The sequence below is a fragment of the Bacteroides celer genome (assembly GCF_002632415.2).
In the GTDB taxonomy this organism is placed as follows: Bacteria; Bacteroidota; Bacteroidia; order Bacteroidales; family Bacteroidaceae; genus Bacteroides.
Genome location: NZ_CP178209.1, coordinates 2819474 through 2832911, shown reverse-complemented (window position 1 = coordinate 2832911; position 13438 = coordinate 2819474). Strand labels below are relative to the sequence as shown.

General features: G+C 40.3%; 12 protein-coding genes. 2 read left to right on the top strand and 10 right to left on the bottom strand.

All coding sequences use genetic code 11. The features are described from left to right. Positions 1 to 25: 25 nt before the first annotated feature. The 8 genes from CJF29_RS11380 to CJF29_RS11345 all read right to left on the bottom strand — a co-directional run bounded on the left by CJF29_RS11380 (position 26) and on the right by CJF29_RS11345 (position 7368). The gene (locus CJF29_RS11380; RefSeq protein ID WP_074558327.1) at positions 26 to 2122 is read right to left on the bottom strand and encodes a glycoside hydrolase family 127 protein; all 2097 of its coding nucleotides are present in this window, start codon (positions 2120 to 2122) and stop codon (positions 26 to 28) included. A 128-nt stretch (positions 2123 to 2250) separates the two neighbouring features. Beyond that, positions 2251 to 3000: a DUF5131 family protein gene (locus CJF29_RS11375; RefSeq protein WP_008999576.1), complete on the bottom strand. Its 750-nt coding sequence runs from the start codon at positions 2998 to 3000 to the stop codon at positions 2251 to 2253. Positions 3001 to 3151: 151 nt separating this feature from the next. Beyond that, a complete protein-coding gene (locus tag CJF29_RS11370; protein ID WP_074558326.1) occupies positions 3152 to 3550 on the bottom strand; it encodes a hypothetical protein in 399 nt (132 codons plus the stop codon). Between the two features lie 349 nt (positions 3551 to 3899). Beyond that, positions 3900 to 4838 (bottom strand): N-acetylmuramoyl-L-alanine amidase, encoded by a 939-nt coding sequence (locus tag CJF29_RS11365; protein ID WP_099147391.1) that lies wholly within the window; start codon positions 4836 to 4838, stop codon positions 3900 to 3902. 58 nt (positions 4839 to 4896) lie between these two features. Continuing rightward, positions 4897 to 5973 (bottom strand): transposase, encoded by a 1077-nt coding sequence (locus tag CJF29_RS11360; protein WP_002558306.1) that lies wholly within the window; start codon positions 5971 to 5973, stop codon positions 4897 to 4899. Then, positions 5915 to 6325 (bottom strand): hypothetical protein, encoded by a 411-nt coding sequence (locus CJF29_RS11355; RefSeq protein ID WP_002558307.1) that lies wholly within the window; start codon positions 6323 to 6325, stop codon positions 5915 to 5917. The genes CJF29_RS11360 and CJF29_RS11355 overlap by 59 nt, the downstream gene beginning before the upstream one ends. An 88-nt stretch (positions 6326 to 6413) precedes the next feature. Further along, on the bottom strand, positions 6414 to 6764 hold the full coding sequence (locus CJF29_RS11350; protein WP_074638925.1) for a hypothetical protein: 351 nt from the start codon (positions 6762 to 6764) through the stop codon (positions 6414 to 6416). An 85-nt stretch (positions 6765 to 6849) separates the two neighbouring features. Beyond that, complete coding sequence (locus CJF29_RS11345; protein WP_074638924.1) at positions 6850 to 7368, bottom strand: HU family DNA-binding protein; 519 nt, start codon at positions 7366 to 7368, stop codon at positions 6850 to 6852. 400 nt (positions 7369 to 7768) lie between these two features. Between CJF29_RS11345 and CJF29_RS11340 the strand changes: the two genes are divergently transcribed. Both CJF29_RS11340 and CJF29_RS11335 read left to right on the top strand, forming a co-directional pair. Next, positions 7769 to 9022, top strand: a complete 1254-nt coding sequence (locus CJF29_RS11340) for an AAA family ATPase (RefSeq protein WP_074558320.1) — start codon at positions 7769 to 7771, stop codon at positions 9020 to 9022. A gap of 14 nt (positions 9023 to 9036) precedes the next feature. Further along, positions 9037 to 9747, top strand: a complete 711-nt coding sequence (locus tag CJF29_RS11335) for an RloB family protein (protein ID WP_074558319.1) — start codon at positions 9037 to 9039, stop codon at positions 9745 to 9747. 235 nt (positions 9748 to 9982) lie between these two features. Here the strand turns inward: CJF29_RS11335 and CJF29_RS11330 are convergent, their stop codons facing one another. Then, the gene (locus CJF29_RS11330; protein WP_074558317.1) at positions 9983 to 10381 is read right to left on the bottom strand and encodes a hypothetical protein; all 399 of its coding nucleotides are present in this window, start codon (positions 10379 to 10381) and stop codon (positions 9983 to 9985) included. Between the two features lie 174 nt (positions 10382 to 10555). Beyond that, a complete protein-coding gene (locus tag CJF29_RS11325) occupies positions 10556 to 13390 on the bottom strand; it encodes a hypothetical protein (RefSeq protein WP_099146891.1) in 2835 nt (944 codons plus the stop codon). Between the last annotated feature and the right edge of the window lie 48 nt (positions 13391 to 13438).

Genomic DNA, 13438 nt, shown 5'->3' with positions numbered 1-13438 from the left:
ATTTCTGTATACTAAACAATCCGGACTATCTGGCAAGAGGCATCCATACAGTCATTTCTCCCTTTCCTCTGTTTCCCCAGGCATAATAAGGAATCAAGCGGATATTTACTGTCTTTTCAGCCTGAACAACCGGCCGGTAAAGCACTCCTTCCCACGAAGTTGCAGATGCCAGACGTGCCATTCCTTCAAGTGCAACAATCGGACTGCCTTCAATTGTGATTTTCTTCGGAGTTAGTTTTATATCAGCGGGAATCAATACGTTATCAATCTTTTCCCCGTTTGCAATATCCATACTTTCCAGACAGTAAACCAACGGTCCGCGCTTCACCACCACCTGATTACGAATCTCCTCTGCTAACGGATGAGCTTCGAGCAAACGGACAGGCATATCCATCACTAACTCCACTACATCCCCCTTTTTCCATGCACGATTTACTTCCGCATACGAATTTGCCTTCGCATTGACTTGCAACGGCTGTCCATTCACCCTAAGCGTAGCCTTTTCACACCATTCAGGAATACGTAAGAAGAGCGAGAAAGTACCCGCCTTACGAGGAACTTTATCCAACGTTACGCGTACATTTCCATCCCAAGGATAATCCGTTTCCTGCGTCAGAGCTACTTCTCCCTTCTCTTTCCAAGTCGTTGTCAATGTATTTGCCCCATACAAATTGCAATAAATCCCTTCCGGACTCAATGTATATGCATAGTTTTGTGCCTGACACAGCGTACGCAATGTGTTCGGAGGACAGCAGAAACAACTGATATATTCCGTCCGTTCCTTCGGCCAACGAAGCGTGTAAGGAAGATCGGCACTGATACGAAGCGGATTCGTGTAGAAATACTTCTTTCCATCCAGACTAATACCGCTCAATACACTGTTATAAAGACAAGTCTCCACAAGATCAGCATATTTCGCATCCCCTGTCACCTCCAGCATCCGCCAGTTAAACAGCATATTACCGATATTGGCACACGTTTCATTGTGAGCAGTGCTATTCGGCAACTGATAGGGACGTCCATAACTCTGATGCACTTTCTGAATACTATCCGGTTCATAACACGTTCCATCAGGCGATGTACCATCATAAAGAGCACCGCAAGCACCGGTCACATACATTTTCCGGGTCACGATATCATTCCAGATACTAGTCAGGTTCTTCATTAATTGCTGCTCACCGGTTTCTGCATATACATCCGCTACTCCGGCATACAGATAGTTGGCGCGTACGGCATGTCCCATCGCACGATATTGATCGCGGAAAGGAATACGGTCCTGATTATCGTCCGTACCGTTCTCCACCATACCACGGATATCAATCAGATTCTTTGAAAGTTCCAGATAACGGGGATTTCCGGTAGCCCGGTACATTTCAACTACCCCCATATAATGAGAGGGACAAATAGCATTGCGAGCCAGTTCAGCAGAAGCCGTTTCATAAAAATGACAGAGGAAATCCGTCGCTTTCACTGCAGCATCAAAAAGAGTAGTCTTTCCGGTGGCACGACGATGCACAATACCCGCCATCATCAAGTGTCCCAGATTATAAGTCTCAAAGTTCAGCCGATTGGCAAAAGCTCCTTTTTCATCCTCGTCACCTACTTTCGTTCCAATGACCGTTTGTTTATGCTGATCCTCCAATGCATGAGAGTCAATCCCTTTATTCAGTTCTTCGATAACAACAGGCGTATGTATATAACCGTCTGCACGTTGCGCTTTTACGACACAAGTAATAAAGTTATCCATTAACTTGTCCAACTCTGGATCTTTATTAACTGCATAGACAGAAGCCACACCTTCCATCCATTTATACATATCTCCGTCATGAAATGGAGGTCCCCAATGCTCTCCTTTGCATACCCCGGCAGCAATCTCAAAATTACGGAAACCGTGAGAGATCTCCGGCGCGTTCCAAGTGTTCCACATACTCTGCAGGGAAGTCCGGCTAAATACCTGAAAGCGATCTCCCCAGAATCCATCCGTCCAATGTACGGCACCAATTCCGGTATTCGCCATCTTCGCAAAACGGCTCTGACTCATATCCGTCAATCCATTGCTTTGCGCAAGTGCTCCCGTAACGGAGGCGGAAGCTAAAAGAAGTAACAGTTTTATCTGTTTCATTAATATGGATAATTTAAAATTTACACAATATCTTTATAAAAAGACGTGATTATCCGTATTTTGTACTCAATAAAACAAAAAAGCGAAGATTGCCAAGCAACCCTCGCTTTCAGTAAAAAATATCTGAACTAACCTTTTATTTCTTGTTTATCAGGCGTATAATTCAATCCAGCCTTCCTCGCCTGCGAATGTTGAAACTGTCGGGCAATCTTGTATTCATGTCCCTCTTTCAGCAAAAAACTCCCAGTCTGCTTGAACCAAAAGCCGACATTCGCATCTATACATTGCTGCCGGATATCCAGCACCCACTCGTAGTCACACATTCGGGCTTCCTTTCCCGACTCTCCTCCGGCAACCACCTGTTCCACCCAATCCCCTAACTCACCTCTAAAATCAATCCGGCTAAGAAGCGGCTCGCAGATAATAATTTTATGTTTAATAGGAATTTCTCTATAAATAGGTAGACGAAAATCCACCCTATCCTGATTCTCCATTGTGCAGCAGATTGTAACGTTCTCATACCCATCACCCCAATCCGGAGGCAGACACTGTTGTAATCGATCGATTCGTTTGGTGATAAAAAGGAAATGCAAGTCCTGCCGTATCCGTATCATCTCCCATGCTTCGGCACGCCATTCGTCGGCATCTTCTATCAGAAAATCCGAAGTAAAACAGGTATATACCAGATTTCCCGAAGGTATCTTATACGTACCGTTCTTTTTTCGAAGCAAAGGTAAATCAAACTTCTCTGTCTTTGTCACCACCGAACTGTCTTTTCCATATTTACCATCCGTCCGGTACACATAACAATGCCGACAGCCCTCACTCAATTTGTGACAGCCGTGCCAGAGATTCCACATTGAAGCCTTTTCACCCATCTTCTTTTTTTTCAAAGATATATTTAATCTATGATATAACCATAAAAAGAGTGCACCTTATTCTTCAACAGAATAAAGGTGCACCAAAACACAAACAAAACAAACAATAGAGCGACCTTCACAGGCAGCCGATCCACGAGGGATCTTTATCTTAGTCAGCCCATCTTGACGATGGCAGCTTTCTTTTACCATATTTTTTTATCCAGGCATAAGATTTTCTTTTCCTTAGATAAAGTGAATCTCCACAATGTATCGACGCTTCCCAGTCGAAAATGGAGTGATTCCGGAACATCCGTTCCACCCAATACAGGAAATGATATGCGGACAAAGGTATCAACATAAACCACCATGATATCCACAGCGATACCCCTACTGCCGGCACCAATGTAGGCAAAAAGCATTCCGTGTATTGCCTTACATGAATCCGGTTTTCCATTTCCTCCCAAAATTCTAATTGCTTATAACGGGTAAAGTAGCACCCAAAAATCATAAAAGAATGTTTCTTTTTATCGAGAAGACATTTTGCTAATCGACTATTATATATAATCATTAATCCCTAATATTGTTTGTTAGTTACCTTCTGCAAAGGTCCGTATAATCACAAATACGGCAAATTATATTCATGTCTAAGAGAACAATATCTGTTTACAAACAAGACTAATAGCAAATATTATAAATAGCCTGTTTCGATATATGCAAAATTCAAACTCAAAAGCTACCACTTTTACGTTATTCGCACATTTAGGGCTACACAATTCCAATTATCACAATAAAAAATTTCGCCCTCATTCTCATTGTATATCCCGATGATGAATATGAATATTATTGAACAATCACTCCATTAAGCCCGATATACCTCTACAAAGATAGTATTATTCTATATATTTCTATGCAAATCCTCAAAAAAGAATTCTCCTCTTTTTATAAATAAAGTAAAGTAACATCAATGCCGATATACTAATTATTAGCCTCCAACTTATATTTTTCCTATAATATAAGCTATTCTCTTCCTCCTCACAAACCACTTTATGATGATTCGTGTCGATGAAAGATGATATTTGAATATCCTCTTTCTCATCTATCCTCTCTTTCTTTTCAAAAACCTTATTCACCGTCTTTCTGCTACCTGAAATAAAACAGGTGGAAGAGAAATCCCCTGTCGCAGTATCTTTCCCCAATACCACCAATATTTGTTCGGTAGACTCCTCCATCCGTTCCAGCATCTTCCTTTCCTGATTAACATCATACGAAGCCACATGGGAAGAATGCCCGGAAGAACTTGAATCCATCTGCACCTCATTGCTTCTACTGATAACTTCCTTCTTACTCCTGCATCCCGACAACACCCCCGGAAGAACAAGAATCAGCAATAAAACAAACAGCAGCTCCCTCCCACTCTTCATAAACTCCCTCACATCAAAACAAGGACACGCTTTCACATATTCATAAGGTTCGATCACCCCGTCTCCATTCAAATCCGGCGAAGTATCCCGGTGTCCCAATACCTGAAGAATAGCATATTGCCGTTGCAAATCCATTATTACTTGATAAAGTACACGTTTTTGAGCATTTGTCCGGGTATCTGCCGGATGTCCGTTCTCATCCAGTCCCCCGATATAACAGATCCCGACACTTCGCTCATTCCAACCTTTACAATGCGCTCCTGCCAAATCAATCTCCCTTCCTTTCTCCAGTCTTCCGTCCAGACGGATAACATAATGATAACCGATACCATTGAACCCACGTTCCCGGTGCCAACGGTCAATATCTGCGGCGGTAAAATCCTGTCCGGCTTTTGTAGCCGAGCAATGCACTATAATAGAATCTATCTTTCTCATGACATTTTATTCTTATCAACTAACCTCATTAATATGGGGCACTTGCAAAAACCTGTGTTTAGCCAAATATCTTTGAGAGTCTGAATAAGAAGAACTTTACATCTATAACCCCATGTAGTTGTGCTCGAAACTGCTTGATCTTTGAATTAAGAGATTCAGCAGACGCATTGGTAGACCGATTGATGAAGTAGTTGAGAATCTCTCCCTGCCGTTCATAGATGGTTGCTGCAACAGTGTTGAAGTTTTCGTCTCCGAACTCTCCGACTTTTGCATACCATTGGGCGAGGCTTTTCTTCCCGCTTTCCCTTGTGGCGTTTTTGTTATTGAAAATCATGCGCAAAGAGTGCGAGATTGAATATGCGGTCTTCATATCAGGATAGAGTTCAAACAGCAGTCTTGCACGGATTTTCTGAGTCGCTGTCCATTTATCTGCCGATGTCATCAGCAAATAGCGTGAGCGCGTCAGGAGTTCACAGACGGTATCTCCGTTTGACAGCCTCACAGGCTCGTACTTCTCATTCTTGCGGTTAGGCTTCCGTCCTTGTTTTCCTTTCCGTTTGCCTCCATTCTTCTCAAGACGTCTCTTTCGTGCCTCGGCATTCTTCTTGTTACGGAGCTTGTGCTGCTCGCGCGCTTCCACTTCGGTACGTTGGGCCTCGCGCCTGTGCCTGATACGCACTTGCTGCATGGCATCGTAGCAGTCCTTCTGGACATGGAAGCGGTCGATGGTTATCGTGGCATACGGGAAGCACTGCTTTACTATGGAATGCATGCTCTCGGAGAAGTCCATCGTTACCTCCAGCACCTTAGCCCTCTCGTACCAAAGGATGCGCATCAACGCCTTTACGACATCCTCGACCTTTGTCCCCTTGATAATGGCCACGATAGCTCCCTTGCCGCCATGGGCAGCCTTGTTGGAGATTATTGTATAAAGTTCACCGTCAGAGAGCGCTGTCTCGTCAATGCTCAGTTGTGGCCCTATGTTCTTATAGAAGACAAGCCAGTCCTCCGCATGTGACAATTCTTTCCACGTGCGGTAACCGCTGAGGAAATCCTTGTAGGCACGTTCGAACTCGTCAGCCTTGATGTGATACGGTTTCTGGAGTGATCTGGCTGTAATCGGGGATGTATCCAAGGAATTCTTTTAAAAAAGCGGCAAACTCCTTAGTGTGCCGTGTTCCTTTTGCTGTCAACTCCCAATCTCTGCTATACGTCCTGCCCAAACCGTCCTTCCAACGGCGACGGCATACGTGCAGAACGGTACGGTGCTCGTTGAGAGGAAAGTGGTTGATGCATGATTCCGGGTAGAAACCGTTGGGAGACAGCTCTGTGTGACCATCCGGCTGAAGGTTCTTCTCGTGAAGATACAGATGGAGAATCTTCTCCACGCCACGTTCTTCTTCCTTAACATCGGTAAGGTCAAAATATTCGTTGAACTCCGAAGGGAGTATGTAGCTTAATAGCTTTACTAATGGATTCTCTGACATTGCTATATGATTGCAAAACAAAGGTACTACAAAGATTTTTTATAGCAAAAAATAACAAACGAAAACACAGGTTTTTACACGTGCCCCATTAATATTCCGAAGGAGGAATGCGCTTCACACACCCTCTGATCTCACACTTTTTCACCTCCGACTCTTTCTGTGCCAACTCTACTTCATGGCATTTATGTATCCAGTCGATCTTCTCTTCCTGCTCCTTGCGAAGCTCGATATAAAGCCCGTCTATTTTCTCGTCCCGCTGTGTCAGGCGATCTTCCAGCCAATCCACCTTTTTACGGTGATTTTCTTCTTCCAGATTGCTCACGTCTGCCTCTTCTTTCCGTGCATCCGTTTTCCGGCAAGAGATATATCTCACCATCCATTTCACCGCTTCCAAACCACCCATAGCAGTAATGAAAGCAAGGATTGTAGTTATTTGCATATTGATCTATTTATGTAGTTATAAAGAAAGAATGAGGCCGAAGCCCCATTCCATACAAAGTCGCTAATTCCCGACTTCCCGTTTATCAAGCTGCCGGATCGGGTGCTTCACCACTACCTCCTGTACCTTCATCAGGGTCCGGTGCTTCACCTCCTTCGCCTGAGCCACCATCAATGATACTCGAATCATTGATATGATCCAAATCCTTAAACTTCAATCCATCCGAACGTGTCGAAGTTCCTGTAAAGAGACGAATATCCGAATTCGCACGAAAACAAACCCGCAGACCGCTAATGTCAGATACAGTAAAGTCTTCCGCCTTTTCCGTTCCTTTGCTTTGAGCAGCCAAATAGAAATACCCCAGTCCTGCGATATTTACCGAACGTCCGGAAAGTAATGTCTTACGCAGAAGTGTACGAAAATCTTTCAATACACTAATGGTTTCACCTTCACTTACACCGGAAGCAGAGGATATTTCTTTCGCAAACTCATCCAATGTAGCACTCGTATCGTATTGATAAGAAATTACCGGATACACTTTCTTTCCTGCCTCTTTGTTTGTTGGGTCACACAGACGTTGAACCCTTTTAAATCTAATTGCCATAATACTTTTCTTTTTTAAATGAATACTGTTTAATTATTACTTCGCTAACGTTAACGGTACAAAAGTGCGGTATTCTCCAGAAAAGTGAAACGACACAAATTTATAATACTCACAAGATCTTCAAGGACGTTTTACATACCCACAGACAGTTTAGAAAATACAAAAAACGACAAGAAGAGAAATAAAAACCAGAAAAAGGCGACAAGAATGCCAAACAGGGAGAGAAGAATAACTTGGCCTCCAAAAGGTATCTATTATTTCATAGTAGATCAAGAATGGAAAATATTTGAGCTTTTTGCTCAACAAATCGTATTTTTGATCTGTTTTATACTATATTTGTAGTCTATATTGAGATTTAGACTCATATATTCATTGTTGCATAGCTAAAAAACAGATAACCATGTTACTTGAATTTACAGTTAAAAACTATCGCTCATTCCATAAAGAATGTACTTTCTCGCTCGAAGCGCAGAATATTGTGGAAGAACCTAAAACTAATGTTGTTTCGTTGGATGGATACAAAATAGTAAAAACTACCGCAGTTTATGGTCCCAACTCCAGCGGAAAATCCAATTTGATAAGCGCGTTGGATAATATGAGAAATTGCGTTATCAACTCTGTGCGACTAAACGATAACGAAATGCTTCCGTATGATCCGTTTCTTCTATCAGAGACTTCAGACGACACATACGAGCCGACTCATTATGAAATACTCTTTTTGATGGACGGAATTCGATACAGATATGGGTTCGATTATACCTATACCTCTATTGCTGGCGAATGGCTGTTTACCAAGGTAGGAACAAAAAAAGAAAAGACTCTATTTATCCGTACAGAAGAAGGTATTGGCGTTTCAGAAAAAGACTTTTCCGAGGGCATAGGATATGAATCTAAAACAAATGAAAATCGGCTATTCCTTTCTTTGTGTGCACAATTAGGGGGAACTATTTCTAAGAAAATCATTAATTGGTTCAATAATGGGTACAGAATAATTTCCGGTTTGCAGAGTATAGGTTACAAAACACTTTCAAAACAAATGTTTCATGAAAAGAAAGAGGGCTATCAAGAAGCTCTTGCCTTTTTCAAAACTCTACAATTGGGCTTTGAAGATTTACTTTCAGAAGAAGAAAGCACAACTAAAGTTAGTTTTGTATCAGGAAAAAGCATGGTTCTTGAAAAAAATATAAAACTTAGTACAGTTCACAACAAATATAATGATAAAGGGCAAGTGATTGGTGAAGAGGTATTCAACCTCGAAAACCAGGAATCGGCAGGAACATTAAAGTTAGTAGAGTTATCCGGTCCCATCTTTGAGACTTTACTGAAAGGTTCCATTTTAGTTGTCGATGAATTGGATGCAAAAATGCACCCTCTTATTTCCCAATACATTATCAAGTTATTTAATAATGCGGAGACGAACCCAAAGAATGCTCAACTGATATTCTCCACGCATGACACTCACTTGCTTTCTGCACGTCTGTTGCGTAGAGATCAGATATGGTTCACAGAGAAAGACACTTTGGAGCAAACAGACCTATATTCAATGATGGACATCATTTTGCCTGATGGTTCCAAGCCCCGTAATGACACGAACTATGAGAAAAATTATATCAATGGAAGATATGGGGCGATTCCATTTATTATGAATGATTAGAACCATAAGAAATAATGGCACGAGTAATTAAGATAGACAATGCTTTGCAAAAGCGGCATGAATATAAAAAGAACAAACGAAAAGTAAGAACGGTCATTTGTCGTATACTAATCGTTTGTGAAGGAGAAAAGACCGAACCCAACTACTTCCGTTCCTTTGACCGGTATAGAAAAGGTAACGTCGTTTATGAACTTACTTTAGATGGCGGACGTATGAATACAGTTGGTGTAGTTGATAAAGCCATTAGTTTACGAGACAAAGCCAATATTCCTTATGACAGAGTTTGGGCTGTATTCGATAAAGATGGCTTTCCTGCCAAGAACTTTAACACAGCAATTGCTAAAGCTAACCAGAATCATATAGAATGTGCCTGGAGTAATGAAGCTTTCGAATTATGGTATTTGTATCATTTTCATAACCGAATTACAGGAATGACAAGAGATGAATATGCCGTCGCCATTACCAAAGCTGTCAACGCATCTCCTTTATATAAAAAGAAAACGCCTTACCAATATGCTAAAAATGACAAAAGTAGTTTTGATATAGTCACCACTTTTGGTTCGCAGGATAATGCTATACGCTGGGCAGAAACAAAACATTGTGAATATACAGATGAAAGATATGCGATGCACAACCCTTGCACTACGGTTTATAGACTGGTACGTCAACTGACGGGAACTGATGAAGAACTGAATGAAGAAATTATCCGCAAGATTGACGAATAATCATCTGTCCCTTTTGAAATACAAAAAAAGTGCACCTCTTTCCCCACCGGAAAAAAGATGCACTACACAAACAAAACAAACAATAGTCTACCTTCACAGGCAGGCGAATCCATTATTCCATTTTCTAAATATTGCTATGTAGAGAATGACAGGGGATGGATTCTAACGGGCCACTTCACAGCGGCAAAACATAAACTTTAGCCTTTTCAATTAATTACGCTATCCTAAAGTTACTTTAATCATCCCATTCTGATGGCGGCAACGATTTCTTGCCATACCACTTCATCCACGCATAAGATTTCCTTTTTCTCAAATAAAGCGTATCACCACAATGTTCCAATGCCTCCCAATCAAATGACGAGTGATGTCCAAACCACCTCTCCATCCAGTAAAGCAAATGATAATTGAGTAATACAAACAGCATACACCACCATGAAAGAAATAAAGACAGTATCAATGCAGGGAGTAATGCCAATAACAAGCACTCAATATACTGCCGTTCATGAATACGGAGTTCCATCTCTTTCCATACTTCCAGATACTTGAATCGAGTAAAACAACAACCGAATATCATGAAATAGTACTTTCTTTTATTCAAGAAGGTTTTTGCCAACAAATTATTATATAAAATCATATTTTATGTTCCACTTTTACTTCAACCGATTTCTGCAGAATATACTCGAAAAATAGATATAATCAATAAAAATGATATAGCTACAAGCAAACTGCAGATAAAGGAGAATAGATAAATAATTTTAAATAAGAAACTTATTAAAATCCATATATAGACTGTGACTTTCATCTTCATTTATTCATCACGGACACAACGAATAGAAGCGGCTGCACTACGATCTAACCAGTAATGAGCCTCTTTCGAACCAAAACTACAGCCAAAACCAAATGAAGATGGAATATTAAAAGCAAAGGAAACTACATCATTTCCTCCATTACCATCATCATGAAGTAGAGTACCTGCAAGCGATCCGCCATAATACATCCCTTGAAACCCTTTAAATCCTGTATCTCCAAAACGAACATTACCTGTAAAATAGACCCTTTGCATGCTACCCTCACCACAATAAAAATAGGCTCCATACTTAGTAAATGACGGAGGATAAAATTTTTCACCGTCCATCGTTCCGTAATGATAATCAGAACTCGGCAGACGATCGGTTACTGATCCTTCTATTATCTTTTCTTTCAAAAATGCTCCATACACATCTGGTGGAGATACTTTATACCCAGCAGGACATGGATCATAGAGTGTCTTCATTGTTTTTATATTGACCATTTTGTACTCTGAATAAGGGTTATTTCCCCATAAATATTGATTTCCAGTCATCGAAGAAGACTGATAAATAGGAGAAATATAATATAACCAATCACCTCCACTATACGCAGCACCATTACTTATAATAAAGACATTAGGATGTCTTATTGCATACTCAATTGTTCCTATACTTTTTGTTTTTTGTATCTCTTCAAAAAACAAGTCGGTACCACGAACATTATACATTGGAGCACTTTCTGTACTTTCAAAAGAAGCTGAACCTATAAAGGGATCTTTACGTCCCCATTGATACCCCATGCCACGAGTAGTCAATTCGTCCGGAGTACAAGTAGTTGCTCCTAAATCCCTATCCATTATCCTATAATTTATTCCACTGTAAACTTCCCCATTGGTCGGTAACCCTAATTCGATAATATCAGGTTGCTCTGTACACCAAATATTCCAACTCCAAAGCACATTGGCGTCTGCTGCATTGGGATCAGAGTTATCATAAACAGCAACAACTCCATTTCCTGCTCCATTACTTAAAAATTCAACTCTATTAGTCTCTGAATTAAATGCAACCTGTGATATTAGATTATCCTTATCCTGCCAAATTAACTTGGCAGATTTAGGTTCAACTGCCACATTTTTAGAAACAGAGATATCCTCTCCCATAGCATTCTTAAAATGATACATTGCAAGATCGTCTTTAAGTTGCCCAGACCATGCCGGCTTATTTTTTGTTTCAGCCACAATGCCATCCACTCCATTTCCTATTACTGTGGCATCAAATGAGTAAATACCATAAGTAATCGGAGTGATAAAACTATTTGCCGGACCACTCTCGTCAATTGGATTTGCCTCCGAATGTTCTATAGCTTTAATAGGAATATATTTAATAATATTGCCAATAGTAATTTCCAAATACCCTTGAAATTCAAGGTTTGCATTGCTCACACAAGCATATATCCAATACTTATTGCTATTAACAGGAAGATCTACTTCACTATCCGAGAGGTTACTTTCCGTCGTTTTCTTTATAGGTATCAGAGTTTTGTTATCAATACTATAATACATTTGCATCTGGCTATAAGGGAAAAGAGTTTTTTTGTCCATTCCTAAAGCACGAATCCTGCGCGTTGTTACATTATCAAAATTTGCATTACCTGAGTCATCAGCCTGCAACTCAATTTTCACCATTACTACAGGATCTTCTATACCTCTCAATAATTCAATACTTTCCCTATCTGTTTTCAGCAAATACTGCCCGTTTGAAGCAAATCCTTGCGACCAATTATCAGAAACCGTCACCGAATACTCAATATTACTTCCCGGGTTCTGAATCGCTTCCAATGTTGTAGCATAACCTTTACTTTTTAGTTTAGATATATTAAAATTATAAGAATGATTGCGCAATATATCCCAATACGCTCCCGTGGATTTATTCCAAAAGTCCAAACGATAATATTCCTTATCTGATCCATCCATATTCTGTACTGTCAACAACATTGCTCGATCTACAGAGAATTTATTCTTATCCACTTCCTTTCCTAAAGCATATATAGAATGTTTATATTCCAAAGGATAATAGCTAGTCACCAACCCTTTAGACTCATCGATGGGAGTTATGGCCGATAATAAGTCGTGTTTTTCCGAAATGCCATTCTCGTTGATATTCCCTTTATAAATATCTCCTTGATTGTCACTATCCAATATAAAATCTGAAAAATTTAGATTTTTCCATTCCCAATAGACCTTTTTATCAGGAAATAATTGCTCCAAATTCGCATTCACAACAATTTTTGCCAAACAACGAGTTAACAAACATACATTAGAAGTAGCCGCCTCGTTCCATTCTATCCAACCATACATCGGAATGGTTCGCTCCTCTTTTTGTGAACTCGAAAATCCTTTCATTTGTCCCTGGCTACTGTAATTTTTGAGCTGATCTTCGCTTGTTGTTTCATTTATTGAAGTACGGTCAGTCATATTACAAAGCACATAAACACGATCTCCATTTTGAGGAATATAATCCGTCAATGTTATGGTTGGAGATGCTGTGCCATTTCCGAACAGAAAAGACAGCTGTGTGCTTTTTCCCTCCTGATAATATACCGGAGCAGCGGTATGAGCGTCATTGTAGATAAGAACCTGTAAATTACTAATCATACATTCCTTTCCCGTAGCTACACTACGCACTTGCACCAATTCCGCATCTGGTATGGATAACTGAATCACATTTGCCGGGGAAGAATTTATAGTTCCTGTTTCATTGTCATCAACACAACTACTCAATATCAGAATACCTAAAATGCTAAAGAATATCAAGCATCTTGGATGAGAGAATAACGGTATTTGTCGTTTTTTCATGTCATTAAAACTTTCAATTTATTATATTTATTCTTTGATGCAACGTAC

Bases quoted from the DNA above. Each gene is read 5' to 3' on its own strand.
- CJF29_RS11350 (WP_074638925.1), bottom strand. From the start codon at position 6,764: ATGCAAATAACTACAATCCTTGCTTTCATTACTGCTATGGGTGGTTTG.
- CJF29_RS11340 (WP_074558320.1), top strand. From the start codon at position 7,769: ATGTTACTTGAATTTACAGTTAAAAACTATCGCTCATTCCATAAAGAA.
- CJF29_RS11335 (WP_074558319.1), top strand. From the start codon at position 9,037: ATGGCACGAGTAATTAAGATAGACAATGCTTTGCAAAAGCGGCATGAA.
- CJF29_RS11345 (WP_074638924.1), bottom strand. From the start codon at position 7,368: ATGGCAATTAGATTTAAAAGGGTTCAACGTCTGTGTGACCCAACAAAC.
- CJF29_RS11330 (WP_074558317.1), bottom strand. From the start codon at position 10,381: ATGATTTTATATAATAATTTGTTGGCAAAAACCTTCTTGAATAAAAGA.
- CJF29_RS11325 (WP_099146891.1), bottom strand. From the start codon at position 13,390: ATGAAAAAACGACAAATACCGTTATTCTCTCATCCAAGATGCTTGATA.
- CJF29_RS11365 (WP_099147391.1), bottom strand. From the start codon at position 4,838: ATGAGAAAGATAGATTCTATTATAGTGCATTGCTCGGCTACAAAAGCC.
- CJF29_RS11370 (WP_074558326.1), bottom strand. From the start codon at position 3,550: ATGATTATATATAATAGTCGATTAGCAAAATGTCTTCTCGATAAAAAG.
- CJF29_RS11355 (WP_002558307.1), bottom strand. From the start codon at position 6,325: ATGTCAGAGAATCCATTAGTAAAGCTATTAAGCTACATACTCCCTTCG.
- CJF29_RS11380 (WP_074558327.1), bottom strand. From the start codon at position 2,122: ATGAAACAGATAAAACTGTTACTTCTTTTAGCTTCCGCCTCCGTTACG.
- CJF29_RS11375 (WP_008999576.1), bottom strand. From the start codon at position 3,000: ATGGGTGAAAAGGCTTCAATGTGGAATCTCTGGCACGGCTGTCACAAA.